General features: G+C 63.1%; 25 protein-coding genes. 9 read left to right on the top strand and 16 right to left on the bottom strand.

What is annotated here, in order from left to right; all coding sequences use genetic code 11:
* Positions 1-8 precede the first annotated feature (8 nt).
* The 3 genes from AB4Y43_RS02625 to AB4Y43_RS02635 are packed head-to-tail and all read right to left on the bottom strand — an operon-like array spanning position 9 to position 4,255.
* Positions 9-1,532 carry an efflux transporter outer membrane subunit gene (locus AB4Y43_RS02625; protein ID WP_368726974.1) on the bottom strand — a complete coding sequence of 508 codons (1,524 nt, stop codon included), beginning with the start codon at positions 1,530-1,532 and terminating at the stop codon, positions 9-11.
* Positions 1,529-2,617 (bottom strand): HlyD family secretion protein, encoded by a 1,089-nt coding sequence (locus tag AB4Y43_RS02630; protein ID WP_368726975.1) that lies wholly within the window; start codon positions 2,615-2,617, stop codon positions 1,529-1,531. Before AB4Y43_RS02630 ends, AB4Y43_RS02625 begins: the two co-directional genes overlap by 4 nt.
* A 12-nt stretch (positions 2,618-2,629) precedes the next feature.
* The gene (locus AB4Y43_RS02635; RefSeq protein WP_368618695.1) at positions 2,630-4,255 is read right to left on the bottom strand and encodes an MFS transporter; all 1,626 of its coding nucleotides are present in this window, start codon (positions 4,253-4,255) and stop codon (positions 2,630-2,632) included.
* A 503-nt stretch (positions 4,256-4,758) separates the two neighbouring features.
* On the opposite strand from AB4Y43_RS02635, the gene AB4Y43_RS02640 reads away from it, so the two are divergent.
* A complete protein-coding gene (locus tag AB4Y43_RS02640; protein WP_368726976.1) occupies positions 4,759-5,781 on the top strand; it encodes a LysR family transcriptional regulator in 1,023 nt (340 codons plus the stop codon).
* On the opposite strand, the gene mug is transcribed toward AB4Y43_RS02640, so the two are convergent.
* Positions 5,767-6,333: a G/U mismatch-specific DNA glycosylase gene (mug, locus tag AB4Y43_RS02645; protein WP_368618697.1), complete on the bottom strand. Its 567-nt coding sequence runs from the start codon at positions 6,331-6,333 to the stop codon at positions 5,767-5,769. The genes AB4Y43_RS02640 and mug overlap by 15 nt on opposite strands.
* Positions 6,326-7,291, bottom strand: a complete 966-nt coding sequence (locus AB4Y43_RS02650) for a GlxA family transcriptional regulator (RefSeq protein ID WP_342948937.1) — start codon at positions 7,289-7,291, stop codon at positions 6,326-6,328. Before AB4Y43_RS02650 ends, mug begins: the two co-directional genes overlap by 8 nt.
* 311 nt (positions 7,292-7,602) lie before the next feature.
* On the opposite strand from AB4Y43_RS02650, the gene AB4Y43_RS02655 reads away from it, so the two are divergent.
* The 3 genes from AB4Y43_RS02655 to AB4Y43_RS02665 are packed head-to-tail and all read left to right on the top strand — an operon-like array spanning position 7,603 to position 11,335.
* Positions 7,603-10,425, top strand: a complete 2,823-nt coding sequence (locus AB4Y43_RS02655; protein WP_368726977.1) for a 2-oxoglutarate dehydrogenase E1 component — start codon at positions 7,603-7,605, stop codon at positions 10,423-10,425.
* A gap of 18 nt (positions 10,426-10,443) precedes the next feature.
* Positions 10,444-11,010, top strand: a complete 567-nt coding sequence (locus tag AB4Y43_RS02660; protein ID WP_368726978.1) for a DJ-1/PfpI family protein — start codon at positions 10,444-10,446, stop codon at positions 11,008-11,010.
* A 25-nt stretch (positions 11,011-11,035) separates the two neighbouring features.
* Entirely contained in the window at positions 11,036-11,335 is a 300-nt protein-coding gene (locus tag AB4Y43_RS02665) for a helix-turn-helix transcriptional regulator (RefSeq protein ID WP_069265940.1), read from the top strand.
* Between the two features lie 95 nt (positions 11,336-11,430).
* Here the strand turns inward: AB4Y43_RS02665 and AB4Y43_RS02670 are convergent, their stop codons facing one another.
* From AB4Y43_RS02670 to AB4Y43_RS02690, 5 genes are all read right to left on the bottom strand, one after another.
* Positions 11,431-12,726, bottom strand: coding sequence for an HlyD family efflux transporter periplasmic adaptor subunit (locus tag AB4Y43_RS02670; RefSeq protein WP_368726979.1), 1,296 nt, complete (start codon positions 12,724-12,726; stop codon positions 11,431-11,433).
* Positions 12,727-12,760: 34 nt separating this feature from the next.
* Positions 12,761-14,284 (bottom strand): efflux transporter outer membrane subunit, encoded by a 1,524-nt coding sequence (locus tag AB4Y43_RS02675; protein ID WP_368726980.1) that lies wholly within the window; start codon positions 14,282-14,284, stop codon positions 12,761-12,763.
* Between the two features lie 56 nt (positions 14,285-14,340).
* The gene (locus AB4Y43_RS02680; protein WP_342949097.1) at positions 14,341-14,778 is read right to left on the bottom strand and encodes a MarR family transcriptional regulator; all 438 of its coding nucleotides are present in this window, start codon (positions 14,776-14,778) and stop codon (positions 14,341-14,343) included.
* A gap of 105 nt (positions 14,779-14,883) precedes the next feature.
* Positions 14,884-16,446 (bottom strand): DHA2 family efflux MFS transporter permease subunit, encoded by a 1,563-nt coding sequence (locus tag AB4Y43_RS02685; protein WP_342948943.1) that lies wholly within the window; start codon positions 16,444-16,446, stop codon positions 14,884-14,886.
* Between the two features lie 87 nt (positions 16,447-16,533).
* A complete protein-coding gene (locus AB4Y43_RS02690) occupies positions 16,534-16,971 on the bottom strand; it encodes a MarR family winged helix-turn-helix transcriptional regulator (protein WP_368726981.1) in 438 nt (145 codons plus the stop codon).
* 258 nt (positions 16,972-17,229) lie between these two features.
* Here AB4Y43_RS02690 and AB4Y43_RS02695 point away from each other — a divergent pair, with 258 nt between their 5' ends.
* The 3 genes from AB4Y43_RS02695 (at position 17,230) to AB4Y43_RS02705 (ending at position 18,980) form a co-directional block, all read left to right on the top strand.
* Positions 17,230-17,652 (top strand): VOC family protein, encoded by a 423-nt coding sequence (locus AB4Y43_RS02695; RefSeq protein WP_368726982.1) that lies wholly within the window; start codon positions 17,230-17,232, stop codon positions 17,650-17,652.
* A 259-nt stretch (positions 17,653-17,911) separates the two neighbouring features.
* Positions 17,912-18,622, top strand: coding sequence for an SDR family NAD(P)-dependent oxidoreductase (locus tag AB4Y43_RS02700; RefSeq protein ID WP_368602462.1), 711 nt, complete (start codon positions 17,912-17,914; stop codon positions 18,620-18,622).
* Between the two features lie 124 nt (positions 18,623-18,746).
* The gene (locus AB4Y43_RS02705; protein WP_018442101.1) at positions 18,747-18,980 is read left to right on the top strand and encodes a 4-oxalocrotonate tautomerase family protein; all 234 of its coding nucleotides are present in this window, start codon (positions 18,747-18,749) and stop codon (positions 18,978-18,980) included.
* 210 nt (positions 18,981-19,190) lie between these two features.
* On the opposite strand, the gene AB4Y43_RS02710 is transcribed toward AB4Y43_RS02705, so the two are convergent.
* The gene (locus AB4Y43_RS02710) at positions 19,191-20,444 is read right to left on the bottom strand and encodes a serine hydrolase domain-containing protein (RefSeq protein ID WP_368683472.1); all 1,254 of its coding nucleotides are present in this window, start codon (positions 20,442-20,444) and stop codon (positions 19,191-19,193) included.
* A gap of 251 nt (positions 20,445-20,695) precedes the next feature.
* Here AB4Y43_RS02710 and AB4Y43_RS02715 point away from each other — a divergent pair, with 251 nt between their 5' ends.
* Both AB4Y43_RS02715 and AB4Y43_RS02720 read left to right on the top strand, forming a co-directional pair.
* Positions 20,696-21,733 carry a GGDEF domain-containing protein gene (locus tag AB4Y43_RS02715; RefSeq protein ID WP_256094807.1) on the top strand — a complete coding sequence of 346 codons (1,038 nt, stop codon included), beginning with the start codon at positions 20,696-20,698 and terminating at the stop codon, positions 21,731-21,733.
* A 191-nt stretch (positions 21,734-21,924) separates the two neighbouring features.
* Positions 21,925-22,191, top strand: a complete 267-nt coding sequence (locus tag AB4Y43_RS02720; protein ID WP_069265932.1) for a DUF4148 domain-containing protein — start codon at positions 21,925-21,927, stop codon at positions 22,189-22,191.
* 119 nt (positions 22,192-22,310) lie between these two features.
* Here AB4Y43_RS02720 and AB4Y43_RS02725 read toward each other — a convergent pair whose 3' ends face one another.
* The 5 genes from AB4Y43_RS02725 to AB4Y43_RS02745 form a co-directional block, all read right to left on the bottom strand.
* Entirely contained in the window at positions 22,311-22,454 is a 144-nt protein-coding gene (locus tag AB4Y43_RS02725; RefSeq protein ID WP_368602458.1) for a hypothetical protein, read from the bottom strand.
* A gap of 225 nt (positions 22,455-22,679) precedes the next feature.
* Positions 22,680-23,825, bottom strand: coding sequence for a hypothetical protein (locus AB4Y43_RS02730; protein ID WP_342948950.1), 1,146 nt, complete (start codon positions 23,823-23,825; stop codon positions 22,680-22,682).
* A 627-nt stretch (positions 23,826-24,452) separates the two neighbouring features.
* Positions 24,453-24,845, bottom strand: coding sequence for a hypothetical protein (locus tag AB4Y43_RS02735; protein WP_069265930.1), 393 nt, complete (start codon positions 24,843-24,845; stop codon positions 24,453-24,455).
* Positions 24,846-24,924: 79 nt separating this feature from the next.
* The gene (locus AB4Y43_RS02740) at positions 24,925-25,596 is read right to left on the bottom strand and encodes an RraA family protein (protein ID WP_368683470.1); all 672 of its coding nucleotides are present in this window, start codon (positions 25,594-25,596) and stop codon (positions 24,925-24,927) included.
* Complete coding sequence (locus tag AB4Y43_RS02745; RefSeq protein WP_069265928.1) at positions 25,593-26,633, bottom strand: amidohydrolase family protein; 1,041 nt, start codon at positions 26,631-26,633, stop codon at positions 25,593-25,595. Before AB4Y43_RS02745 ends, AB4Y43_RS02740 begins: the two co-directional genes overlap by 4 nt.
* Positions 26,634-26,651: the final 18 nt, after the last annotated feature.

A 26,651-nucleotide genomic window follows, 5' to 3' on the forward strand; every position in this document is an offset into this window, starting at 1 on the left:
GCTATGGCTTACCCGCCATAAGTCGACTCCCATCCCCCTCCCAGCGCTTTACAAAGCGTAATGAGATTCGTAGCCGCCGTGGCTCTGCTTTGTTCGAGATTGCTTTGTGCTTCGAGCAGTTGCTTCTGCACGTTCAAGACGTCGAGATAGTCGAGCGCCCCGGCCTTGTACCGCTCCCGCGCGACCGAGAGCGCGCGCTCGTTCATCGTCACGGCCTGGGCCAGCCGGTCGCGGCGGCGCTGTTCGGCGTCGTAGGTGACGAGCGCGTCGTCCACCTCCTGCCACGCGCGCAGCACCGTCGCCTTGTAGGCAATCGCCGCCTCCTGCTGTTGCGCCTCGCGCAACTGGAGCGTTCCTTTCAGGCGACCGCCTTCGAAGATAGGAAACGTAATGGAAGGGCCAACGACGAACTGCCCTGACGCCCAACTGGCCAGACTCGAGAGCTGAAGACTCTGAAAGCCTGCACTGCCATTGAGCATGATGCGCGGATAAAAATCGGCCTTCGCCACGCCAATCGACGCCGTCGCCGCGTGCAGTTCGGCTTCCGCCTTGCGGATATCCGGACGGCGCTGCACGAGTTCGGAAGGAAAGCCGATCGGCACCTGCGCCGGCAGTACGGGCACCTCCTGCGTTGCGGCGAGCGTCTGACGCAGCGCGCCCGGTTCCTCGCCGAGCAGCAGGCCGATGGCATTGATCGTCGTTTCGGAGTGCGATTCGAGCGTGGGAATCAGGCTTTCGATATTCTCCACCTGCGCCGAAGCGTTCGAGACATCGAGGTCCGTGGTCACGCCTTCATGCGCGCGTACCTGCGTGAGCTTCAGCGCGTCGTTGGCGATGTCCAGGTTTTGACGCGCGATCTGCAGGAGTTCCTGCGTGTCGCGCAGTTCGATATAGTCTCGCGCAAGCTCCGCACGCGCGCTCAGCAAGACCGAGTTCCGGTCCTCATAAGAGGCCTCCGAAAGCGCCGTCGCCGCTTCCACGCTGCGTCGCACACGCCCCCATATGTCGACTTCCCATGAAGCGTCGAAGCCGACCTGATACAGGTTATAGGCGGGCGAACCCTTCGAGCCCGGCATGGCCGCCACGCCGAGCGGCGCGCTGCCCGAGGCCGACTGCGGCTGACTCTGCGTCGGCGTCACGCCAAGCAGCGAGAGGATGCCGTTTTCACTGCCGCGTTCGCGGTTATACGATGCGGCGCCGTCCAGCGTCGGATATTCGGCTGCGCCCGCTACGCGGCGCTCGGCGCGGCTTTGCAGCAGGCGCGCGGAGGCAGCTGCCACGTCCAGGTTCGCATCGGCGAGTTGCTTTTCCAGACCGTTCAGCACCGGATCGTTGAACAGCGTCCACCATTCCGGACCGAACTGGCCTTCCACGGCTTTGCTCGGCGCCTGCGCCGTCTGCGTGCGGTTGAAGACCTCCGGCGTGGGCGACTTTGACGGTTCGAAGTTGGGACCGACGGTGCAAGCCGCCATTGCGAGACACGCGAGAACCGGGAGAAGGATTGCGCGAACAGAATATTGACTCGTGTTCATTTTCTTTCCGCTCCCTCAGCCGTCGCTTCTGCGCCCCGGCCAACGGCCACTTCGGCTTCCACCGAGAGCCCGACGCTCAATGCCGCTGCAGCAGGCTGCCCGCGATCGATCGTGATCTTCACGGGCACGCGCTGCACCACCTTCGTAAAGTTGCCCGTGGCGTTGTCGGGTGCGATCGGCGCGAAGCTCACGCCAGTCGCCGGCGCCAGGCTGTCGATGCGGCCATGAATCACGACGCCGGGCAGGCTGTCGACCGTCACGCGCACGCTTTCGCCGGGCCGCATGTTGGTGATCTGGCTCTCCTGGAAGTTGGCGACGACATACGCATCCGAAAGCGGCACGATTGCGAGCACGGGGGCGCCGGGCGTCACGAAGGCGCCGACCCGCGCCGAGCGGCGCCCCACCTTGCCGTCGACGGGGGCGCGAATTTCCGTATAGGAGAGGTTGAGCTTCGCCTGTTCGAGCACCGCTTCGGCGTGTTGAAGCGCGCCAGCGGCCTTGTCGCGTTCGGTGCGCAGGACGTCCAGATTCTGCTGGGTGGCCGTCAGCACCGCCTGGTCGTGCGACTGCTGCGCAAGCTGCTGGGCGAGCGTGCTCGAAGCCTGTTGCTGCTCCTGCGCGGTCCCTGCCCCCGCCGTCGAAAGATTCTGGTAGCGCGCCGCGTTGGCCCGCGCGAAGCCGATCGACGCGTCGTCGGAGCGCAGCGTGGCACGCGCCTGATCGACGAGCGAGGGCTGGCGCGCGATCTGCGCGTCGAAGTTCGCCACCGACGCCTTCGCGCCCGCCACCTCGGCCTCGGCGCTCATCAACGCGGCGTGATAGTCGCGGTCGTCGATGCGCACCAGCAGCTGGCCCGCCTTCACGTTCTCGTTATCGTTCACCAGTACGTCCGTGATCTGCCCCGCGACGCGCGGCGCGACCAGCGTGAAATCCGCGGTGACGTAGGCGTCGTTCGTGGATTCCGCACTGGAGTGAGACAGGAGCTTCGTGCCTGCCCAGGCAGCGACGCCGACAACGGCGACGACTGCTGCAATACGTAGCCATTTCAGTCTGGACGGCGTGGAGTTGGGTTTGGTCGATGACATGGAAAACGTACCTCATTTCGAAGCCGGCGGCGTAGTGCTCCACGGCGGATAGATCCGCACCGGCAGCACCGGAACAAGAAGAAGCAGAACGAGCGCAACGCACGCCATCACCCGGTAGAGATCGGCGGACGTCAGCACGACGGCCTGCTCGTGAATACGGTGCGCGAGTTGCCCCAGCGCGTAAGACGTGTCTAGGCCGGGGCCCGTCACCAGCGCGCGGTTGCCCAACTGGTCGACGAGCATGCTCGAATGGAAATGTTCGCGCGCGGTGCCTACGCCCTCAATCACCCCCGTCGCGATGGCGGCGGCGAACGTCTTCACCGTATTGAACATGGCCGAAGCGAACGGGCCCTCCGTTGGCGGCAACCCCGTCGTGACGCCCATGAGGATCGACATGATCACCATGGGCTGCGCGATGATCTGCAGCGCCTGCAGCACGTAGAAGTTGTCGCGAATCCACTCGGACGTCATGAAACTGCCGAGTGCGCAGGTCGTGAACATCAGCGACAGACCGATTGCGATCACCCAGCGGTGATCGGCGCGCCGCGTATTCAACAGAGCCGCCGTCAAGGGAAGCGTAATCAGCAGCGGAATGGCGAGCAGCAGCGAGAGCGGCGCCGTCTGCAGCGGCCGGTACGCATGAACTTTGGCGAGAAACTGCCCGGGTATAGCGGCGACGCCCACCAGCAGGATCACGGTGCCGACCAAGGTCGAGAGGCCGTGCGTGAAATTCCTGCGCTCGAGTAACTGGAGCTTGAAAAAAGGCACGGGCTGAAACCACTCGTTGACGAGGAAGACCACGAGCAGCAGTGCGCCGCCGCCCAACATCACGCGGATAAACTCCGATTCGATCCAGTCGAGCCGGTCGCCTTGCAAAAGCCCGGTCACGAGCATGGCGAACGCCGGGAAGCCCGTGACCAAACCTATCCAGTTAAAAGTACGAAAGCGCTCGAGCTTGACCGGATCGGCGGGCAGCCCCTGCTGAATCGCGATACAGCACAGCACGCCAAGCGGAACGATTTGCCAGAACGCCATGCGCCAGCTCACGAACTCCGTCCACAACGCGGCGAGCGGTGTCCCGAGCGCCGGCCCGAAGGTTGCCGTGAGCGCATAGCCGGCGAGCCCATACAGCTTGAACCTGGGCGGCAGATAACGCAGCGCCACGATGATCAGCATGGGGGGCAGACAGCCGCCCGCGATTCCCTGGAAGATACGCAGGACATAGAGCGTCGCCAGATTCGGAGCGAACGGGCACAGCAACCCGAACAACATCGTGGCGAGCACAGCGCCGATCGTGAAGCGCTTGAGCGTAAAGGTGATGCCGAACCAGGGGGCGAACACCATCGTCGCGACGTTGGCGGCTTCGAAGAGCGAGGTGAGCCACGTCCCGTCGTCATGCCCGATCAGGAACGCGCCCTGGATATCGGCCATCGCCGCAGCGGTCACCTGTTCGTTGAGGATGGCCAGCAACGAAGCGAACAACATGCCGAGCAGGCCCACCACGATGCGCCCCGTGAACGCCACTTGCGCGGGGGCAGGCTGCGCCGGCGCCGCGGCTTCGCGCACAGGACGTGGTTCCAACGCCTGTGGGGCCGTTACCGCTTCCGTTCCAGTCGTCAAAGGGTTCGCAGTTGTCATGGCGATCAGAAACTTCCCGGGTTTCGTTAGCTGTACTGTTTGATGTAGCTAGTTCACTGTGAGGCTATTCAGCGTCCTGCATCCTCACGCCAGGCGATGACCACACCTCCGGTTTCGCCGCGCATTGTTGCTGTTCACTGACGGCTTTATTGTCAGAGATGAACCCAATTTCTTAAAGTCTCGCCTGGTCTGATTTTGGGCCATCTAGTACGAGAATTTTGCCAGGCTGTCCGGTCGTGATCTGCCCGGCGCGTATGCGCTGCGTCAACGCAAACCTGTCTGATTATGCGCGGGTCATTTCTGCACGCTTTTGGGCCAATTGAGGTCGTACGGCGATACCAGACGGCACACGATGCTTAGAATCGCGGCGTAGGCATTCAGGCCGCGCGTTGATCGCGATAGACACGATTTACGAAGGTTTGAAAACGAACCGGCAACGGTAGACGCCAAACGGTTTTTACTGTTGTTTTCCGTTTGCAAGAGATTCAGATTGGGAAGTCAAGATGGACAGATTACGTGAGATGGAGGTGTTTGTAGCCATCGTCGAACGCGGCAGCTTCAGCGCCGCATCCGATAAATTCGGCTTATCGCGCGCGGCGGTCTCGCGGGCGGTCAACTCGCTCGAAACGCGCCTGGGCGCCCAGCTGCTCGCGCGTACGACACGCTCGGTCCGGCCCACGGACGCGGGTGTCGCTTACGTTGAAGCCTGCCGCAAGCTGCTGGATGGCATCAGCGATGCTGAGTCGCACATCGCCACGGATCTCGCCAACCCGGTGGGCACGCTCACGATTACAGCCCCGGTGCAACTCGGCCAGCGCTTCATCGCGCCGCTCGTCAACGCCTACACGCTGCGCTATCCCGACGTCAGCGTGAACGCTGCTTACCTCGATCGTCCCACGCGCCTGCTCGAAGAAGGCGTGGATATCGCCATACGGATTGGTCATCTCGAAGACTCGTCGACATTCGCGGTGCGCCTGGGGTCCGTGCGGCGGCAGACCTTTGCGTCCCCCGCTTATCTCGCCGCGCATGGAGAGCCCATGTATCCGCGAGACCTGGTCGGCCACCATTGCGTTTCCTTTACCGGCGTCTCCCAACCGCTCGAGTGGACGTTTTACGAAAATAACGCAAAGATTCCTGTGCGGCTGCAGCCGCGCCTGATCGTGAATCTGGCGCCCGCCGCCATTTCGGCCGCGGAAGACGGCGTGGGTATCACGCAGTTGCTGTCTTATCAGGCCGCAAGCGAAGTCGCGTCCGGAAATCTGGTGCCGATTTTGCGGGCCTATGAGCCCGAATCGACGCCGGTCAGCCTGCTTCATGTCGAACGGCGCGGGACGAGTGGAAAGATCCGCTCCTTCGTGGAGTTCGTCACCGAAACGCTGCGCAACAACACGAATCTTCAATGTGCGAGCGGATTGACGAGCGAAGGCGAATGCGTTCCATGTCAAGGCAATCGCGAACTCGCCACGAGGCATTCCGAAGCGCATGCCCCATATCTACAACCGCTTGTTCATTCACTCGGCAACTGAAGACGACTGAGCTGCGGTACGCAGTTCGCGGTACGCGCCCACGAGCGCGTCGAGGCTGAATGCGCGATTCAAGCCGCTCGGGTTCGGCAGAACCCACACGCGCGCGCCGCCGAAGCTACCGGATTGCAAACCCCACTGGATATCGCGCTTGCCGGACATTTCGGCAAGCGCCATCTTGCCGAGAAAGGCGATAAATCGCGGTGCGTAGTGTTGAACCTTCAACTCGAATTGCGCCGCGGCAGCCTGTATCTCCGCTCTCGACAACTCGTCCGCGCGTGCCGTCGCGCGCGAGACCGCCGTAGTCAGACCAAAGCCATGCTGCAGCAACTCACGGTCGTTCTCGGGGCGAAACTCCTGCGGCGTAAAACCTGCACGATGGAGCACACGCCAGAAGCGGTTCCCTCTGCCATCGAAGTGGCGCCCCGTGGCCGCCGCACGCATGCCTGGATTGATCCCGCAAAACAATACCGACAAGCCGGGCGCGATGATATCGGGAAGGAATGGCGCGGCATTGGCGTTTGCCAGCTCCGCCAGGGAATCGTCGCTATGCACTCGCCTCCCCGCGGAATCGCAGGCGATATTGTTTTGGCGTAACGTTCAGGCGCCGCGAAAACGTCGTGCGCATATGGGTGGCGCTATGAAAGCCGCATTTGAATGCGACCGTCTTGAGCGGCGCATCCGTATCTTCCAGAAGCTTTCTCGCCGTGTCGACGCGAACCTGCTCGACGAATACGGAGGGCGTGACCTTGGCATTTTTGGCGAAGATGCGCGACAAGGTGCGCCGGCTCACGGCAGCCGCACTCGCCAGCGCCTCGATCGAAAGCGTATCGGTGATATGTTCGCTCACGTAGCGATACACCTTGCTGAGTATCGGGTCCTCGTCCTTGCCGGCGCCGATATACGGGCTGTACTGAGATTGACCGCCTTCGCGCTGGATATACACCACCAGCCGCTTCGCCACCCGCACCGCCAGTTCGTGTCCCCAGTCTTCCGCCACCAGCGCGAGGCACAGATCGATGCCCGCGGTCACGCCCGCCGACGTGAACAGCCGCCCGTCGCGCACGAAAATGCGGTCCGGCTGCACGTTGGCGTGCGGGAATTCGTTGGACAGGCGCCCGGCATCCGACCAGTGGGTCGTCACTTCCTTGCCATCGAGCAGCCCCGCATGCGCCAGCACGAATGCGCCGTTGCACACCGAACCGAAGCGGCTCGCGCTGCGCGCCTGACCTTGCAGCCAGGCCAGAAACTCATTCGACGGATGCACGTCGGGCAACTGAGGGCCGCCGGCCACGAGCAGCAGGTCCCATTGCGTGTCGCTGTCCGCATAGCCGCGCGAGACCGCCAGTTGCATGCCGTTCGAACAGGTTACGGCGCCCGCCTCGCGCCCGACGAGCGTCACCTCGTAGCGCTGATGCTCGGAGAGGAATGTGTTCGCCTCGGCGAATACATCGAGTGGGCCTGCAACATCCAGCGCCTGCACACCATCGAATACAACAATGGCGACTTTCATGCCGTGACCTTCAGAGGTGGTGTCCCAACCAGGACCGTGGCGCAGCTTAACGCATCGTCGTTAGCGCATGCAGTCTGCCCCCGGAAAAAGTATTTTGCGTCGGTGTAACAAATCGGCAGTGTGGCCCAAAACGTCCACTAGTTGGCAGGCGGCGGCACCACGCGCGTATTTCGCCCGTTGCCCCGCATAACTAGACTGTGTTCACGACTGCGGCTGGGCAAACAACCCGGGCGGACCGGAAGGCGTTGTCGCCATCATTCCACGTGTTGCGCCCGACGTTGGACCGCACACCGACCAAAGGCAGATTGATCATGTTGAAAGAACGTCAGAGCTCTTTCCTCTTCGGGGGCAACGCCCCTTACGTCGAAGAGCAATATGAAACTTACCTGGCTGACCCGGATGCGGTCACCGGTGAATGGCGGGCGTGGTTCGATGCACTGCGCGAAACGCCGGCTATCGACGGCAGCGATCGCGACGACGAACCGCACGCCCCCGTCATTTCCAGCTTTGTCGAGCTTGCGAAGCGGCCGCCGCGCGCGATCGCTCATGCCGACACTACCCTCGCGAATGACGCCGGCCTCGGCCTCGCACGCAAGCAGGTCGCGGTACAGTCGCTGATCGCCGCGTTCCGCATGATCGGTACGCGCACGGCCGATCTCGATCCGCTGATGTGGACGCCGCCACGCGCCTACGCCGAGTTGACCCCGGCTTACTACGGCCTGACGGCCGCGGACATGGCGACGATCTTCAGCACTGCCGACACGTTCCTGTTCGACGACGACACCACGCTGAAGGAACTCGTCGCGGCGCTGAAGCAAACCTACACGGGCACGCTCGGCGCCGAGTTCATGCATCTGACCGACGCAGAGCAGCGGCGCTGGTGGCAGATGCAGCTCGAATCCACGCGGGCGAGGCCGTCGCTGCAGGCCACCGAGAAACGCCTGCTGCTGGAACGCCTGAGCGCGGCAGAAGGCCTCGAGAAGTACCTTCACGCACGCTACGTCGGGCAAACGCGCTTCTCGCTCGAGGGCGCGGAGTCGCTGATTCCGATGCTCGACGAAGTCGTCCGCTACGGCGCTTCGAAAAAGCTGCGCGCGGTGGTGATGGGCATGGCGCACCGCGGACGCCTGAATGTTCTGGTGAATATCGTCGGCAAGCCGTTGCGCGCGCTGTTCGACGAGTTCGATGGCAAGGATCCCGAACGACTTACCGCGGGCGACGTGAAGTATCACAAGGGCTTTACGAGTACGGTCGATACGCCTGACGGGCCGGTCGAAGTGATGCTCGCGTTCAATCCGTCGCATCTGGAAATCGTCAACCCGGTCGTGCAAGGCATGGCGCGCGCCAAGGGCGAGCTCCTCGGCAGCGCCGACGGCGTCGAGGTTCTGCCGGTCGAGATTCACGGCGACGCGGCGATGTCCGGCCAGGGTGTCGTGATGGAAACGTTGAGCCTCTCCTATACGCGCGGCCACGGCACGGGCGGCACGGTTCATATCGTCGTCAACAATCAGATCGGCTTCACGACCTCCGATCCGCGCGACACGCGTTCGTCGTTCTACACCACGGACGTCGCGAAGATGATCGAGGCGCCTATCCTGCACGTGAACGGCGACGACCCCGAAGCCGTCGCGATGGCGGTGCGCCTTGCCCTCGACTATCGCACCGCGTTCAAGCGCAGCGTGGTCATCGATCTCGTGTGCTTCCGCAAATTCGGGCACCAAGAACAGGACACGCCGGGCATCACCCAGCCGCTAATGTATCGCGCGATCGCAAGTCATCCCGGCGTGAGAACGCGCTACGCACAGAAGCTGGTTCAACAAGGCGTGTTGACAGCCGAAGAAGCAGAGGGCTACGTCGGCGAACGGCGTGAACTGCTCAAGCGTGCGAATGAAACCGACAGCTCGGAGTCCGTCTCTTCACGGGAGGAAGCGCCCAGCCCGGCCCACCCCGCCCCGTCGACGAAAGCGCTGCGCAGTCTCGCGCAGCAGATTTCGACCGTTCCCGAAGGCCTGGCGCTGCACCCGCTCGTCAAGAAGATGATCACCGGCCGCCAGGAAATGGCCTCGGGAAAACGGCCACTCGACTGGGGCATGGGCGAGCATCTGGCCTTCGCTTCGCTGCTCGCCGATGGGATCAGCGTTCGACTGAGCGGGCAGGATAGCGCGCGCGGGACGTTCAATCATCGTCACGCCGTGCTGCACGATCAAACGCGCATGAACCGGCCGGATGGCGTTTATATTCCGCTCGATCATCTCGCTGATGCGAGTGGCAACGCACCTGGCCGCTTCAGCGTGACGAACTCCATCCTCTCCGAAGCAGCGGTGCTCGCGTTCGAATACGGTTACACGACGGTGAACCGCGATGCGCTGGTGATCTGGGAAGCGCAATTTGGTGACTTCGCAAACGGCGCGCAGGTGGTGATCGACCAGTTCATCGCAGCGGCCGCCGCCAAGTGGGGGCAACGCAGCGGCCTGACGCTCTTCCTTCCTCACGGGCAGGAAGGCGCGGGACCCGAGCACGCATCGGCGAGGCTCGAACGCTATCTGCAGTTGAGCGCGCAGGACAACATGCGCGTCGCCCAGCCGACCACGCCCGCGCAGCTGTTCCATTTGCTGCGCAGGCAGGCGCTCGCCGCCGATCGTCGCCCGCTTGTCGTCATGACACCCAAGTCGCTGTTGCGGCACCCTGAAGCGGTCAGCACGTTCGAAGCGTTGAGCGAGGGCGAATTCCGCGAAGTTCTGCCGGATACGCAGGTCGACGCGTCGCGGGCATCCAGCGTCGAGCGCGTCATCGTGGCCACGGGCAAGGTGTACTACGAATTGCTCGAGCATCGCCGGGCGGACGCGACCGACACGCCGATCATCCGCGTCGAACAGCTGTATCCGTTTCCCTCAATGCAGTTGGCCGCCGAACTCGCGCGCTATCCCAACCTGAAGACCGTCGTCTGGTGTCAGGAAGAGTCACGCAACCAGGGCGCATGGAGTTTCGTCGAGCCGCAGCTGCGCGAGCTCCTGCCAACGGGCGCGAAGCTCGCCTACGCCGGTCCCGACGCCGGTGCATCGACCGCGCCGGGCTACCATTCGGCGCACGTTGCGCGGCAATCCGCGCTGGTCGAGCAGGCGTTCACGGGGTAACGGCGCATGCGTGTCGCGATGATGCTTTACGCAGGTTTTCAACTGCTCGAAGCGAGCGGCCCGATGGATGTGTTTCATGCAGCGAATCGCCTGTTCGGCAGCGCATTGTATGAACCACACCTCGTCGGGACCTCGCCTGGGCCAGTACTGTCTTCCAACGGCACGGCGGTGGGCACCACGGAATGCCTGTTCGAAACGCGCGCGCCGTTCGACGTCGTCGTGGTGCCCGGATCTCCCGTGGTGAGTTCGTCGAGTGAGCATCGCGAGCTCGTGACGTGGCTCGGCGACGCCGGCCCCGCCACGCGCAGGCTGGCCTGCATTTCCAATGGCGCGTTCCTGCTGGCGCGCGCCGGCGTTGCCGACCGTCGCTGGCTGACCACGCATTGGCGCGACGCTCACCGCCTCGCGGCGGAACATCCACGCGTGCACGTCATGTCCAATCCCGGCTGCCTGAAAGATGGCAACCTCTATTCGTCGGGCGGCGCAAGCGCCGGCATTCATCTGGCACTGTCGATCGTGCGGGAAGACCTTGGGGAAAGCGCGGCGGGAACCATCGCCAGAACGTTGTTGATGCAGCCGCATTGAAGCACGCGAGCGCACAAGGAACGCCATGATAGACGCGAACCGTATTCACAAGGCCCTCGCCAATCCACTGCGGCGCGACATTCTCGCGTGGCTGAAGGTCCCCGCCGACGCCTTTCCAGAGGGTCACGTCGATCTGGGCCACGGCGTGCCCGCGCACGCCATCCAGGCGCGCAGCGGGCTCTCGCAGTCCACCGTATCCGCGCATCTTGCCGTACTGGTCGAAGCGGGACTGCTCGTTTCGACGCGAATCGGACAATGGATGTTTCTTTCACGTAACGAAGAAGTGATACGGACCTTTGCCGAGCAGATTCGCCTGCATTTATAGGCCAGGATCAAGACGTTCATGGACTACCTGCGCGAGGCGGTGCCCAAAGCGCTTGCAGCGGATGCGCAAGCGCCTGGCCGGGCAGCCAGCCTTCCTTAGCCCGCGTTGCCCTTATGATTGTGCGAAGCCACACGTTGCGGCGAGGGTTGTGACGCAGTCGCCGGTGCAGCCATTTCGTTTTGCTTGATGATCTTTTCGATCTCGCCGTCGGCTTGCGCGTCGTACTGTGCAAAGACGTCGGTGCGATAGCGCGTGTTTTGCGCCGCGCCGAGCTGCGAGCCCGACTCGTCGCGCGTATCGGCATCCACCGTCATCGAAAGGCCGATGCGCAGCGGACGCGCCGCGAGTTCGCGTGGATCGAGCGCGATACGCACCGGCAGGCGCTGGACGATCTTGATCCAGTTGCCCGTGGCGTTCTGCGCCGGCAGCGTCGCGAAGGCGCTGCCCGTGCCCGCCGAAAAGCCTTCGATACGACCGTGATACTTCACGCTCGAGCCATAGACATCCGCAACGAGCGTCACCGGCTGGCCAATGCGCATGTGCTTGAGCTGCACTTCCTTGAAGTTCGCGTCCACCCACACGCCGTCGAGCGGCACGATTGCCATGAGCGGCGTGCCGGGCGACACGCGCTCGCCCACCTGCACCTGGCGCTGCGCCACATAACCCGTCACGGGCGCGGGCAAGGTATCGCGCGCATACGCGAGCCAGGCCGCACGCACTTTCGAGGCGGCCGCCTGCACATCCGGATGCTGTTCGACCGATGTACGATCGGTCAGCGCGTGATTCGCCGCCCCTTGCTGGCGTGCGGCGTCGAGCGCGGCCTGGGCGGCCTGCACAGCGTCGCGCGCGTGGGCGATGTCTTCTGCGGACACAGCGCCCGAGTCCGCGACGGCCGTGCGACGGCGCAGATCGTCGTTGGCGCGGGCCAGGTCCGATTCGCGTTGCGCCACATTCGCTGCATAAAAGTCGTTGTTGACATAGAGGCCGCTTACGCGTCGCACGGTTTGGCCGAGCGACGCTTCGGCATCGGCCAGCGCGATTCTTGCGTCGGCCGGATCGAGCGTCACGACCGGGTCGCCCTGCTTCACGATCTGCGTGTCGTCGGTGTCGACGGCCACCACCGTACCCGTGACCTGCGGCGTGAGCTGCACGAGATTGCCGCTCACATAGGCATCGTCGGTCGATTCGTAAAAGCGGCCTTCCGTGAAGTAGTACGCGCCGTACGCCGCGCCCGCAATCAACGTCACGGCGCCGAGCAGCGCGATCAGACGCTTGCGGCGGCCCGGGGGCGTGGCCTGCTGGTCGTCCTTGGCCGGGGTCGCTTGCGCGCCGCCTTTGCTCTCGTCGAGTTGATCCACCGGCTCGCGGTCGGTCGTGATCGTTTCGCTCATTTCAGTTCTCCTGACGGGTATGCAAACATGCCGTTCAACGCGCGGCGGCAATGATGGAATTGGTTTGAGGGTTCGGTTGGGCGGCAAGGTCGGCGTGGTGACCGGCATCGGCCGAAGTGTCGACATAGCCGCCGCCCAAATCCGAAGCCAGCGCAATCTGCTCGTCGCGGCGATCCATCTTCAGGTTGGCGATGGCTTCGTCGGCGTTCAGTGCCGTGACGTCGGCGTTGAGCACCGTGAGCTGATTGGTCAGGCCGCCCTTGTATTGCGTGATCGCGAGCTGGTCGGCGTCGCGTGCCGCCTGCTGCGCGGTTTCGGCATCGACGAGCTGTGCGTCGCTCGAATGGATCTGCGCGAGCTGCGTGGCCACGCCGCTCAGCGCGCCAATGAGCGTCTGGTCGTAAGCGGCCACGGCGTAGTCGAACTCGGCGTAGCGGCCCTTCAACTGCGCACGCAGTTCGCCGCCGTCGAAGATCGGCAGATGGACCGCGGGGCCGACCGACGCCGTGCGGCTCGCGGCGGTCAGGAAGCGGCCGAAGCCGAAGGCGTCGAGACCGAGCGCGGCGCTCAGGTTGATGTCCGGATAGAACTCGGCCTTGGCCTCCTTGACCTCGTGCGTGATCGCGTCCACGCGCCAGCGGGCCGCGACGATGTCCGGGCGCCGGCTCACGAGGTCGGCGGGCAGGTTGTCCGGCAAACGCACCTCGTCGCCCACGCCGAGCGTCGGCCGCGTGATCGCGAGTCCGCGGTCGGGGCCCTTGCCCAGCAGCGCGGCCAGCTGGTAGCGCGTCGTGAGAATGCTGCCGTCGAGCGCGCTCACCCGCGAGCGGCTCGTCGCCAGGTTCGCCTGCGCGGTCTTGCGTTCCACCTGCGTGTCGAGACCCGTGGCAATGCGGCCCGCCGTGATGCGGTCGATCTGCTCGCGGCGCGTGACTTCTTCCTGCGCGATGTCGCGCAGCGCGTAGAGCCGCGCCAGCTGGTTGTAGGTGCGTGCGATCGAGGTATCCAGCGTCAGCTTGACCACTTCCTCGTCGGCCTCGCTCGCGGCCGTCTCCGAAACGGCTGCGCGCAGTGCCTCGCGGTTCTTGCCCCACAGATCGAGATCGTACGATGCAGTGAGCAGCCCCTTGTTCTCGGTCTGCCACGAGCCGGCATACGGCGGCGGAATCAGCGCCGTGCTGCTGTACTGCTGACGCGTGAGCGTGTAGCTGGCGTCCACGCGCGGCAGCGTGCCCGCTTTCGCGGTTTCGCTATAGGCCTGCGCCTGGGCCACCCGTGCCTTGGCCTGCTCGACGCTCGGGCTACCCTGCAGCGCTTCGGCAATCAGCGCCTTGAGCTGCGCGTCGCCGAACTGGTCGACCCAATCGGCAGACGGCCAGTGCCCCTGCTCCTGCGGCAGGCTCTGCGCCGTCTCGAACTGTTGCGGCTGGGCCATCTGCTTGTCGCTGTGGATGCCCGCGTAGTTGGCGCAAGCCGCCAGCGTGGCCATTGCGATCGCCGATACGCCCAGCTTCAGCGTATGGGTACCGATGCTTGCTTTAGAAGTCTGAGATTTCATTTTCTGACATATCAGATTAATGGTCGAAAAAAAGCGCGGCGCCACGGCCGCACCGTTCAGTCGTCTGTGAACTTGCGAAGCAGGCGGTTCAGTTCGGCGAACTCCGCCTTGGTGAATTTGCGCAGGCGTGCGTTCAACACTTGCGGCGCGACTTCCGGAATCTGCGCTGCCGTTTCCAGTCCCTTTGGCGTGAGGTTCAGATTGACCACGCGACGATCATCTGCGTCGCGCGAACGCTCCAGCAATCCCTTGGTTTCCAGCTTGTCCAGCATCCGCGTCATGAGGCCCGTATCGATGCCGAGCAGCTTCGACAGTTCGAACGGCGTGGTCGCCACACCCTGCTTCAGCGAAAGCAGAATGCCCATTTGCTGGCCCGTGATGTCGAGGTCCTTGAGCGCGGAATCCATCTCAGCGACGATCAGATTGCGCGCCTTGACGATCCTGAAACCGACACTTTCCGTAAGCATGAAATTTCTCGTCGTGTAGTGGTCCATCGCGACATCCTCCGTGTTGAACGGCACAATATCTGCATTATCAGATACTGTCAAGAAAAACACGCGAGACTCGTCGGCCCTCCGGACCGGGTTCAACTGCAGAATTCAGTGTCCGCCAGCGGCTGCCGCGCCCGCGCCACCGCCCTTGACCGGCCTCGTCACCCAGATCAGCGGGATGATGACGACGAAGATCACCGCCGATATCCAGAAGATGTCGTTCAACCCCAGCATGGTGGCTTGCGCGTTGAGCGAGCTTTCGTAGAAGGCCGTGGCCTTGGGAACGCCGCCGCCCAGCGTCGCCTGCAAGTGCGCAATGGCGCCGGTGAACGCGGGATTCTCGACGCTCGTCTGCTCGGCGAGCCGGGCGTGGTGGAGGATAGTGCGGTCGTTCCAGGCGTTGCTCATCAGCGACGTACCCACGGCGCCGGCGAAAATGCGCGCGAAGTTGGACAGACCCGCGGCCGCCGGAATCTCGTCGGGCCGCAGACCCGAGAGGATGATGCCGGTGAGCGGCGTGAAGAACAGCGCCGTGGGAATGCCTTGCAGCAGCGTCGGCAGAATCAGCGTCCACGCATCCACGCCGGTCGTGTAGTTCGAGCGCATGAAGAACACGGCGGCGAAGCCCACGAACGCCAGGGTGGCTAGCACCCGCAAATCGGAGCGCGGCATGACCTTGCCCATCACGGGGGCGAGGATCACCGCGAAAATCCCCAGAGGCGCGGTAACGAGCCCCGCATCCACCGCGCGGTAGCCGAGAAAGCCCTGAATCCACTGCGGCAGGATCACGAGGTTTGCAAAGAAGATCGCATACGCGACCGAAATCGCAATCGTGCCGCCGAGGAAGTTGCGTTTGGCGAACAGCCGCAGGTTGACGATCGGTTTTTCCTCTGTCAATTCCCAGATCAGGAAGAACACGAAGCTGACCGCGGCGACGATCGTGAGCACCCAGATGACCGGCGAGCTGAACCAGTCGAGGTCCTTGCCCTTGTCGAGCATGATCTGCAGCGGCGCGACCCACGCGATAAGCGAGATCAGCCCGACCTTGTCGATGGGCAGTTTGCGTGCCGGCGTCTCGCGGTCGCGATAGATTGCCCATACCACGCCCGCGGCAAAGAGGCCGACCGGTACGTTGATGTAGAAGATCCACGACCAGCTGTAGCTGTCGGTGATCCAGCCGCCGAGCGCCGGGCCCGCGATCGGTCCGACGGTTGCGGTCATCGCCCACAGCGCCAGCGCGTTCGAACTCTTTTCCTTTGGAAACGAAGCGAGCAGCAGGGCTTGCGACAACGGCACCAGCGGCCCCGCCACGGCGCCCTGAACGATACGGGCGACCAGCAGTGTCAGCAGGTTCGGGGCCATGCCGCACGCTGCCGACGAAAGCACGAACAGCAGGATCGCCCAGACGAACAGCTTGACCTGGCCCACGCGCTGCGTCAGCCACCCGGTCAACGGAATGGACACCGCATTGGCCGCGGCAAACAGCGTGATGACCCATGTCCCTTCGTCGATCGACACACCGAGGTTACCGGAGAGCGTGGGAATCGCAACGTTGGCGATCGACGAATCCAGCACGTTCATGAAGGTGGCGAGCGCCACGGCGAAGGTGCCCAGTGCGAACTTCGCGCCAGTCAGCTGGGGCGGCCCGCCTGGGTTGGTCGATGAATTCATGTTAGGTTCTCTCGTCTGGATGCGAATGTCCCGTCAACCACGGGCCGTTATCTGACATGTCTGATAAATGAACAAAAAAAAGCCGCCCTAGCCATGGAGCAGTCTGGAAAGCAGCGTGCTCAACGCGTCGAAGTCGGACTTCGAGAAGTGCGAGAGCCGCTCGCTCCAGGCGCCAGGCGCGACGTCTGTATTTCGCGCCGCGGCCAGGCTGCCCTCCCGCGTCAACGAAACGTCCACGAGGCGCCGGTCCGTGCCGTTGCGCGCGCGCTCCACGAGCCCGCTGGTTTCGAGCTTGTCCAGCACGCGGGTCATCCGGGCCGGGTGGACGCCAAGCAGCTTTGCCAGCGCCGCCGGCGTCTTCGCGCTCCCACCGGCCAGCGTCAGCAGAATGCCGCGCTCCTGAAGGTTCAGCCCGGCGTCCTTGAGCCCTGCCCTGAGTTCGGTGGCCATCAAGTGGTGCGCCTGACCGAGCACAAACGCCAGCTTCTGCGTGCGCTCGAAATCTTCATTGACGGGATCGTTCATCGATTGCCCTCCTGGATATCTGATTCAGACTATATCTGACCTTGCAGATGTGTGCAAGAAAGTTTCCGAAGCCGCATGAGACGGGCCGGCGCCTCGCCCAACCGCCCTCTGCGCGACGCGATACACGGTGTAAAAAGTGATGTGACCGGCAAGCGATAATCGACGCCGATCTTCACAGCTATATTGTTTCGGCAGAGTTTTGATGCGTGAAGTGCGGAACGCGGGATCGACGCACTCTTTATTCAGGAGAATCGAAACATGACTGACAAACCGCTTACGCTGGGCATCGATCACGTCGGACTGACTGTGCGCGACCTGAATCTCACGCGTGACTTCTTCGTGAATTGCCTGGGTTGGAAACAGGTTGGCGAAAGACCCAGTTATCCAGCGGCGTTCGTTTCGGACGGTCACGTCATGTTGACCCTCTGGCAAGTCACCGACCCAAGCCGCCTGGTCGAGTTCGACCGCAAGACCCATGTGGGCCTGCATCATCTTGCCTTGCGCGTAGGCAGCGAAGAAGCGCTCGACGATATCTTTTCGCGCGTGTCCGACTGGCCCGGCGTGAAAATCGAATTTGCGCCGGAAAACCTGGGTCCGGGGCCGAAACGCCATACCATGGTGTACGAACCGGGCGGGATCAGGCTCGAATTCGACCACGATCCGCGCACGCAAGCCTCCTGAGCTACACAGACAACCGCGTGTGAGGGTTCACGCGGGAAGGTCCGCCCAAATTAATCAGTTATCCAAATCGACACAAGCGTCATTCGCATGACTTTTTCCGCCGTCCGCCGTCGCCCCCTGCCCGCTCTCATTTGTTCCTTCGACTCACAACTGTTTGTCCGCGTCCTGTATTCAAACGGGGGGCGTGGATGCGTAAATTGGTCGTCATCGGAGCAGCAAACCCGATCAGAAACTGAGTCCAACGTACTTCGAGGTTCATATGAGTCAATCCCCCAAAGTCATCGTGATCACTGGCGCATCGCAAGGCATCGGCGCCGAAGCGGCCAGGGCATTCCGCGCACTCGGCCACAAGGTGGTCGCGACGTCGCGCAACATCAAACAGACTGACGATAGCGATCTCGTCGCAGTGGCCGGCGATATCGCCGACCCGGCCACGGCTCGCCGCGTCATCGAAACGGCCGTCTCGCGTTTTGGCCGCGTCGATACGCTCGTCAACAATGCGGGCATTTTCGTGGCGAAGCCGTTCACGCAATACACCGCGGAAGACTACGCGGCGATCAAGGGCACCAACCTCGACGGTTTCTTCCATATCACGCAGCTCGCCATTGCAGAGATGGAAAAGCACGAGAGCGGTCACGTCGTGACGATCACGACGACGCTGGTCGATCACGCAATCGACGGCGTACCGTCGGTGCTGGCCTCGCTGAGCAAGGGCGGTCTTGCTGCCGCAACGCGCTCGCTGGCGATCGAGTATGCCAAGCGCGGCATTCGCGCCAACGCGGTATCGCCCGGCATCATCAAGTCGCCGATGCACGCGCCCGAAACCCACGCCGCGCTCGGCGCGCTGCATCCGATGGGGCATATGGGCGAGATGAGCGACATCGTGAACGCCATCCTCTATCTCGACTCTGCCCCCTTCGTGACGGGCGAAATCCTCCACGTCGACGGCGGCCAGGTCGCCGGCCACTAGAGGCGCACTAGAGGCGCACTACGGGCGCACTACGGGCGCACTGCGCTCCACGGGGCCCCACCGGGCGACGAGGGAGCGCCGCTGGCCGGCGCTCCCTGCAACGATCAACACCGAGGAAAGCGAAATGCCGATCGTCACAATTCAGGTTACACGCGAGGGCACGCGGCCCGGCACGGATTCCGTCACGGCGGAAGAAAAGGCGCAGCTCATCAAGGGCGTGAGCCAACTCCTGCTCGACGTGCTGAACAAACCGCTGGAGGCGACCTTCGTCGTCATCGAAGAAGTACCAACGGAAAACTGGGGATGGGGCGGGCTGCCTACCGACGTCTATCGACGACAGAAGGGACTCATCAAGTAAGCGCGCGCGGCCCGCTCGAGAGCGGGCCTTCGCGCGCCTATGCACCGCTTGCATCGCGGCAGATGCTACGCACTTTGAATCGCGAGAGAATCCGTTGATATCAGGAACCTATCTTCCAATTAACGGGAAGATATTGCGGAACGTAAAAGAGGCCGCCAGCAGTCCCGCCAGCAAGCCTCTTATGCAATTGCCAAACGCCAGGCGCGCCGCTCAGCGTTCGCACTCCGTAATCGCGCTGTAAACGAGCGTGCGCAACTGCCGGCGAATAGGGTACGCAGTCGAAGGCAGGAGCTGGGTGAGAAACAGCACGATCATGTCCTCGCGCGGATCGACCCAGAAGAAGGTGCTGGCCGCGCCGCCCCAGAAGAAGTCGCCCGCGCTGCCCGGAATCAGCGTGGATGCGGGCGCAATCGTCGTGGCGAAGCCGAGCCCGAAGCCAACGCCTTCATAAGCCGCTTCGGTGAACATCGAGCGCGAGAGGCGCGGCAGGTCGACACCGCCCGGCAGATGGTTGGCGGTCATCAGCTCGATGGTCTTCGGCCCCAGGAGCCGCACGCCGTCCAGCTCGCCGCCCTGCAGCAGCATGCGCGCGAACCGCATGTAATCCGCCGCCGTGGAAACGAGGCCGCCACCGCCCGAAACGAACGAGGGCGGCTCGCGATATGGGCTCGTGTGAGGATCGTCCTGCAGCTCCGGACCCTTTTCGGAAACGACCTTCGAGCCGAGCGCGCCGATGGCATAGCAGGCGCAGAAGCGCGACACCTTCTCCGGCGGCACATAAAAGGCCGTGTCGACCATGCCGAGCGGATCGAAGATCCGCGTTTTCAGAAAGTCCTCGAAGGCCATGCCGCTGATCTTGCCGACGAGATAGCCGAGCACGTCCGTGGAAACCGAATAATTCCACGCGTCGCCCGGAGAGAATTCCAGCGGCAGCGTGGCCAGCTTCCCGATCATTTCGTCGAGCGTGCCCGCGGTCGCAAGCTCGCCCACCTTCAGCTTGCGATAGGCCGCATCGACATTGGTGTTCTGCTGAAAGCCGTAGGTCAGCCCCGAGGTATGCCGCAACAGGTCGACCACGCGCATCGGGCGCGCGCTCGGGCGCGTCTGGAAGCTCTCCATGAAACCGCCCGCGTACACGCCAAGCTTTTCCCACGACGGGATGTACTTGCTGACGGGGTCGTCGAGCGCAATCTTGCACTCCTCGACCAGCATCATGATCGCCACCGACGTAACGGGTTTGGTCATCGAGTAGATGCGGAAGATGGAGTCCTCGGCCATCGGCGTGCGCCGTTCGCGGTCGGCGAGACCCAGCACCGAGTTCAGCGCGAGTTCGCCACGCCGCCATACCTGCGTGACGGTGCCCGCGAGCGTACCGGTCGCGACGTAGTTCTCTTCGAGAAAACGTTCGATCCGCGCGAGCCGCTCACACGACATGCCCTGCTTTTCCAGACCTTCCCTACCCATGACGCCTCCTTGAATGCATTGACCGAGCGTATTCGGAACCGATGGATTGCACGCGATGCGCGTCACAGTATCGGTCATTCGGCGCGAAGTCGCATTGCCACACGCGCCGCCATCCTGCGAGCTGAAATTTCGTTTTTTTAGCGCCTCGACTCGCAGTATGTGTGGGGTACACTACCGGGCGACAAAATACAGAATTACAGCGGGGGGCTGCGATGGGCGAGACGGAAACATATTCCTGGCCCGGGAAAGCGTTGTTTCGTGCATTTCCGAAGGACCCAGAGAAGGAGCAGGCCGTACTGCGCATCACGCTCGGTTCCGTCGTCCTTCTCGCCTACCTCGTTGCCTGCTCGATCTATCGCTCGACCCACGTCTACGCAACGCTTCTGGCGGTCACCGCTTATGTGGCGTTCGGCGTCATATCGTATGTGGCAGTCACCGTCGCGCCAGCGCGCTCGCTCGTACGCCTCACGCTCGCCACGTTCGCCGATCAGGCCATCGTCACCGGCGCGCTGGCCGTAGGTGGAACGGCCGCGCTGCCGCTCTTGTGGGTGGCCTTCTGGTTTCTGGTCGGCGCGGGCTGCCGCTATGGCCAGCGCATGCTGGGCCTTTCCTGCTTCGTGGCGCTCGTCGGCATCATGGGCCTGATGCATTGGCAACCGTGGTGGGGCGCCAATATCACGGCCGCGCTCGGCATTGCGCTCAGCATCGTTGCGACATCCATCTATCTGGCGGTACTCGTCCACCGGCTGGAACGCCAAGCCTCGACCGATCCGCTCACCGGGCTCTACAACCGCGTGCGTCTCGAGCAGGCCATTGGGCGCACGCTCTTTACGCGCACCGCCGAAGTCGATCGCACGGCCATGCTGCTCGTCGATCTCGACGGCTTCAAGGAAGTGAACGACTCCTTCGGGCACGCGGTAGGCGACGAACTGCTGCGCAGCTTCGCCGCGGCACTGGTGCGCCGCATGCGGCGCGGCGACACGCTCGCACGATTGGGCGGCGACGAGTTCGTGGTGCTGGCGCGTCACGTCTACGACAAGAACGACGCGCTCACCGTCGCCAACAGCATCCACGCGATTCTCGCCAACATGCGCACCGTAGGCGGCTATCCGGTGACCGTGTCGTGCAGCATCGGTGTGTGCCTGCTCACGGAAGGCAGCGGCAGCCGCTCGCTCGATGCGCGAACCTTGATGCGCGCCGTGGACAGCGCCATGTACCGGGCCAAGTCGCGCGGCATGGGCAAGACCGAGTTCGTCGATACGGTCGGTGTCGCGCCGGGCATAGTCTGACCCCATTCGCTCCCGCCGCGTTCGGGGAATTGCTGGCTCGTGCCACCGTCGTGCCCGGATTGTTCTCCTGGCGGAAACAGTGAATTCGGCTATTAGGTATTTACCCTAGTGCCCGGCCCTCCTACACTGACTTCACCGCTGCTTACAACCCTGTAGGCAGTTCAAGAAGAAAGTAAATCTGGAGGTTAGTCATGAAATCGCTCGTCCAAGCCGTCGTTATCGCTGCCGCCCTCGCCGCTCCCGTTGCCGTGTTCGCCCAGTCGAACCAGCCCGTGACGCGCGCGCAAGTCCGTGCAGACATGGTCCAGGTCGAAAAGGCCGGCTTCAATCCGGCACGTTCGAACCCCAATGAATATCCGGCGAACGTTCAAGCCGCCGAAGCTCGCGTCGCTGCGCAAAACAGCGCAGTGGGCGGCGTGAACAACGGTTCGTCGCAAGCCGGTCAGGCAGCGCAGTAAGTTGCCAGGCTGAATAGCCGCGCTTTTGTAGTCGTTGCCTTCTGGCCCGCCATCGCAGTGTGTTGCGATGGCGGGCCAGTCGCATTTATGGCGTCCGCAACGCCTCGCGTTGCGCGTTGTTAAGCCCGAATGCGCAACACGACCTCTCCGCCGCCCGACGGCAACTGCACCTGCACGCCCGACTCTGCCGCTTGCGCATTCAGCTCGCCGGCATCGCGCAGTTCGGGCCATTGCCGCAGGGTGAGCGGCAACGATTCGTTCACGCCGTCAGGCGCGCGACACGGCCGAAACGGACAGCTTCACTACATTGGCGAGTTCCCGAACACCCATGCGCCGGTTCAATGATGTTGGAACAGGTCCGGGAGCCCGCGCCGTGCGAAACGTCGTCACCGTAAGGGAGCGCTGGGCCGAAGTGGCGGAAGAAACGAAAAAGCCAGCGGACGATTTTCACGTCCGCCGGCTGTGTGCCAGGGCCTGAAACTTTGCGGCTACTGCGTCGAGAACACCGATATCCCGCCATTCGGGAATGCCGTCGACCCGGGCTGGTACGGCACGAAGACTTCACCAAGGCTGCTGTCGATGCCCACCGAGTGCGCGCCTGTCCCCACCGCCACGGTATAAATGAGCTTGCGCGTCGCGCCGTCGATCACACCCATGGTCGGCGTATAGCCCGAAGACGCCGCGGTCCCGCTCGTGACGTAGTGGCGCGCAGGCAGGAAGTAGCGATTCGACGCGGGATCATAAGCCACCTGGTCCACGCCGCCGAACGGCACCGACGCGAGTTGCGTACCCGCATTGCGATCGAGGATCAGCGTAATGAGCGGATCGCCCGCAGAAGGATCGCAACCAATCAGCACGTCGCTGTTGGGACCGAGCGCAATGCCGGAGGGGCCGCATTTGCCGAGCGCAAACGCCTTGCTCACCGCAGGCGCGCCCGACGTGACCGAACTGGCGGTGATCACGTCGAGTTCGCCGTCGGGGTTGGCGGCGGTTCCGTCGTTGTTGATGAGAAAGTTCTTCGAGACCGGATCGTACACGCAGGCTTCCAGGCCTGAAGAGCCGTTGAATACCAGTTTGTTGACGACAGCTTGCGTCGTGGTCGAAATGAAGGTCACGTAGGGCGGCGTGTCGCCGGGGCTCGCAAACATGACGAGATGGTCGTCGGGATCGTAGCAGCCTTCATCGACGCGCGAGCCCGACGTGCTGATGGGGATCGTCTTGACCGTTTGCATCGCGGACGTGTCGACGATCTTCACGCTATCGACGTCCCCTACGTACAGCGTATTCGTTCCCGTCACGCCCACGATGCCGTCAGGCCCGGACGCATCGGTGCTCGCGCCCGCACCGGTGAAGTTGCCCGGAATCTGCGCGAGCAGCGCTTTCGTTTTGGTATCGACGACATCGACGGACTTGTTGTTGCGATCGGCCAGATAGTACCGGCCCGCTTCGACATAGCCGATATCGAAGCTGAACGCCGGGCTCGTCGTATTGGGCACGACAATGTTCGAGAGCAGTTTGGGCGCAGACGGTGTGGCCGCGGCCGACGCCGGGTTGGAACTCGATGAGTCCGAGCCTCCGCAACCGGCAACGGCCACCGTCGCCGCGAGTAGAAAGGCCAATAAGGGTTTATTCATCAGTCGGCTCCTTTGAGCAACAGAACAAGTGGATCAACACGCGAATGCCTATCGGAATCTGCGGGAGCGCCTCGATGAATCCTCATCGCGCCGCGGCTCACGTCATCCATTTTCTTGAAGCGGCGCAATGGCGGGCTTCGATATGGACGTAAGGATGCGCAACGAGCGGTAATAATGCACAGCAAAAGAAATTGATCGTTTCTATTTAAAAGCGCCTATGAATGTATGGCTGTAGAAACTTATCGAGGACTAGAAGCATCGCGCTCAGTAAGTTTCGGTTCACATCTTTTTTTCTGGAATGAAACTCAGAATTGATCAGATCGGCAAAAGAATCCGGACGTGCTGTGCCGCGCCATTTCCTGCACTGCAATGCCGCGAGGGCCTTGAAGCGCGAGCTTTAGCTTGTCGTGGGAGGTTTTGATGCGGGGGCACATCGATATGCGGCGTTTGGCGCGGCGTCGATTGAGCCGCGCGCAAACGGGACACGCATGTAAGGTTCGGTTGTGAAGTCGAAAGCGACATTGGCGGTCATTCGAAGATCAAGCCGCCAGAAATGAATTAGAGGCCAGGGAAAAGCCTGACCTCCGTTTGATTCACCACGAATATAAGCGCGCGGGAATCAGAAGTTCAAAGCGGCACATCCTCGATCAAACGCGCTTTCAACGCACGGATACGCTGATCGACGAAATAGCCGCCACCTTCCGTATAACGAAGGTAAAGCCGTCCGCACAGCGTGCATTTCCACACGCCGCAACGGTTATACGGAAAGTACCGGGGCGCGATCGGCGCATTCTCCGACCAGTAGCCCGTCTCTCCAGGCAGATGTTCGGCGAAGGTCGGTTCGGCTTCGTCCGCGCTAACGAGCGTGCCGATCTGTTCCAGTTGCCGCTCGTCGAGCGAGAGCGGCTGCGATTGCCAGCCATCCAGCGGCGTCTTCGTGCAGGTACACGGCGGCGGGTCGGTTTGCTCCGCGCGTTCGGCGAGTTCGCGCAGCGCGGCAGCGTCAAGATATCGGGTCATGGAACAAGAGGGGTCTGCGGTTGAGCGAGGGAGCACAAGCTCCAGCGCGCATCTTAACGCCTGGAGCCGCCTGGGCTCCTCAGGCGCCGCTTCTCATGCGCTCGATGTGGGGCATCACCCATGCGCGGTCGAAGCGCCCTTCGGAGATCGCCTGCAATGCGGCGGCCTCCTTTTCGGCCTGCCGGCGCGCGCCCGCAATGACGGCCTCCACATCTGCGGGCGCGATGGCGAGCAAGCCGTCCTCGTCCCCCACGATGATGTCGCCGGGATTGACGACCATCCTGCCGATGGTCACCGGCACGTTGATTTCGCCCGGTCCGTTCTTGTAGGGCCCGCGATGCGTTACGCCGCGCGCATACACCGGAAAGTCGCGCTGACGAATCGCGCCGACGTCGCGGATCGCGCCGTCGATCACGAGCCCCTGCACACCGAGGCTTTCCGCGTAGCTCGACATGATGTCGCCCATCAGGGCCTGGGTCGCCTCGCCCGCCCCATCGATCACGAGCACGTCGCCCGGCCGGCAGAAGTCGAACGCGCGATGGATGGCGAGATTGTCGCCGGGACGCGTGCGCACCGTCACCGCCGTGCCCGCCATCGGCCTGGGCTTATGGAACGGCTGCAGGCCGAGAATGCCGCTCGAGCGCGCCATGTTGTCGCTCAGGAGCGACACCTGCAGTTCGCGCAACGCGGCGAGCGTCGCTGCGCCGGCCTGCGGGGCAGACTCGTTTTCGCGCCAGCCAATCTGGTTCATTTTGTGATCCCTTCCAGTGCGGTTTGTCGTTCGATCTGCGCGGAAAGCCGGCTGTACACCGCGCGCGCGTTGCCTTCGTAGATGCGTTGCCGGTCGGCGTCGCTGAGCCATTCGATCGCGTCGATATAGCGGCGCGTGTCGTCGTAGTAGTGGCCGGTTTCCGGGTCGATGCCCTGCACCGCGCCGATCGTCTCCGAGGCGAACAAAATGTTCTCAACCGGTATCACCTTGGCGAGCAGATCGGAGCCCGGCTGGTGATAAACGCAGGTATCGAAGAACACGTTCTTGAGCAGGTAGTCCTTCAGGAGCGGGCGCTTCATGTCCTGCGCCAGGCCGCGATAGCGTCCCCAGTGATACGGAACCGCGCCGCCGCCGTGTGGAATGATGAAGCGCAAGGCCGGGAAGTCGGCAAACAGATCGCCCTGCAGCAACTGCATGAACACCGAGGTGTCGCCGTTGATGTAATGTGCGCCCGTCGCATGAAAGTTGGGATTGCACGACGACGAAACGTGGATCATCGCGGGCACGTCGAGCTCCACCATGGCCTCGTAAAGCGGATACCACGAGCGATCCGTGACCGGCGGCCCCGACCAGTGCCCGCCCGAGGGGTCCGGGTTGAGATTGCAGCCGACGAACCCCAGTTCCTCCACGCAGCGGCGCAGCTCGGGAATGCAGTTTTCCGGCGTCACGCCCGGCGCTTGAGGCAACTGGCAAACACCCACGAAATGCTGCGGGAAAAGCGCGCACACGCGATGCACGAGATCGTTGCATTCGCTGGACCAAAGCGCATTTGCCTCCGCGCCCGCCTGATGATGGCCCATGCCCGCAGCGCGCGGGGAAAAGATCGTCAGGTCCGTGCCGCGCTCGCGCTGAATGCGGCGCTGGCCGTTTTCGATGCTTTCGCGAATCTCGTCGTCGCTGATCGACGGGCGCGGCGGCATCGGCGTGCCGTCCTTGAGCGCGGCGATCTGTTTGGCGCGCCAGGCTTCGTGCTGGGGCGGCGAAGTCGTGTAGTGACCGTGGCAATCAATGATCATGTAGCAATTCCATCAGGT

Source organism: Paraburkholderia sp. BR10872, from assembly GCF_040965835.1.
In the GTDB taxonomy this organism is placed as follows: Bacteria; Pseudomonadota; Gammaproteobacteria; order Burkholderiales; family Burkholderiaceae; genus Paraburkholderia; species Paraburkholderia nodosa_A.

Excerpts from the sequence above, each read along its gene's own strand:
- AB4Y43_RS02625 (WP_368726974.1), bottom strand. The coding sequence starts at position 1,532 with ATGAACACGAGTCAATATTCTGTTCGCGCAATCCTTCTCCCGGTTCTC.
- AB4Y43_RS02630 (WP_368726975.1), bottom strand. The coding sequence starts at position 2,617 with ATGTCATCGACCAAACCCAACTCCACGCCGTCCAGACTGAAATGGCTA.
- AB4Y43_RS02635 (WP_368618695.1), bottom strand. The coding sequence starts at position 4,255 with ATGACAACTGCGAACCCTTTGACGACTGGAACGGAAGCGGTAACGGCC.
- AB4Y43_RS02640 (WP_368726976.1), top strand. The coding sequence starts at position 4,759 with ATGGACAGATTACGTGAGATGGAGGTGTTTGTAGCCATCGTCGAACGC.
- AB4Y43_RS02650 (WP_342948937.1), bottom strand. The coding sequence starts at position 7,291 with ATGAAAGTCGCCATTGTTGTATTCGATGGTGTGCAGGCGCTGGATGTT.
- AB4Y43_RS02655 (WP_368726977.1), top strand. The coding sequence starts at position 7,603 with ATGTTGAAAGAACGTCAGAGCTCTTTCCTCTTCGGGGGCAACGCCCCT.
- AB4Y43_RS02660 (WP_368726978.1), top strand. The coding sequence starts at position 10,444 with ATGATGCTTTACGCAGGTTTTCAACTGCTCGAAGCGAGCGGCCCGATG.
- AB4Y43_RS02665 (WP_069265940.1), top strand. The coding sequence starts at position 11,036 with ATGATAGACGCGAACCGTATTCACAAGGCCCTCGCCAATCCACTGCGG.
- AB4Y43_RS02670 (WP_368726979.1), bottom strand. The coding sequence starts at position 12,726 with ATGAGCGAAACGATCACGACCGACCGCGAGCCGGTGGATCAACTCGAC.
- AB4Y43_RS02675 (WP_368726980.1), bottom strand. The coding sequence starts at position 14,284 with ATGAAATCTCAGACTTCTAAAGCAAGCATCGGTACCCATACGCTGAAG.
- AB4Y43_RS02680 (WP_342949097.1), bottom strand. The coding sequence starts at position 14,778 with ATGGACCACTACACGACGAGAAATTTCATGCTTACGGAAAGTGTCGGT.
- AB4Y43_RS02685 (WP_342948943.1), bottom strand. The coding sequence starts at position 16,446 with ATGAATTCATCGACCAACCCAGGCGGGCCGCCCCAGCTGACTGGCGCG.
- AB4Y43_RS02690 (WP_368726981.1), bottom strand. The coding sequence starts at position 16,971 with ATGAACGATCCCGTCAATGAAGATTTCGAGCGCACGCAGAAGCTGGCG.
- AB4Y43_RS02695 (WP_368726982.1), top strand. The coding sequence starts at position 17,230 with ATGACTGACAAACCGCTTACGCTGGGCATCGATCACGTCGGACTGACT.
- AB4Y43_RS02700 (WP_368602462.1), top strand. The coding sequence starts at position 17,912 with ATGAGTCAATCCCCCAAAGTCATCGTGATCACTGGCGCATCGCAAGGC.
- AB4Y43_RS02705 (WP_018442101.1), top strand. The coding sequence starts at position 18,747 with ATGCCGATCGTCACAATTCAGGTTACACGCGAGGGCACGCGGCCCGGC.
- AB4Y43_RS02710 (WP_368683472.1), bottom strand. The coding sequence starts at position 20,444 with ATGGGTAGGGAAGGTCTGGAAAAGCAGGGCATGTCGTGTGAGCGGCTC.
- AB4Y43_RS02720 (WP_069265932.1), top strand. The coding sequence starts at position 21,925 with ATGAAATCGCTCGTCCAAGCCGTCGTTATCGCTGCCGCCCTCGCCGCT.
- AB4Y43_RS02730 (WP_342948950.1), bottom strand. The coding sequence starts at position 23,825 with ATGAATAAACCCTTATTGGCCTTTCTACTCGCGGCGACGGTGGCCGTT.
- AB4Y43_RS02735 (WP_069265930.1), bottom strand. The coding sequence starts at position 24,845 with ATGACCCGATATCTTGACGCTGCCGCGCTGCGCGAACTCGCCGAACGC.
- AB4Y43_RS02740 (WP_368683470.1), bottom strand. The coding sequence starts at position 25,596 with ATGAACCAGATTGGCTGGCGCGAAAACGAGTCTGCCCCGCAGGCCGGC.
- AB4Y43_RS02745 (WP_069265928.1), bottom strand. The coding sequence starts at position 26,633 with ATGATCATTGATTGCCACGGTCACTACACGACTTCGCCGCCCCAGCAC.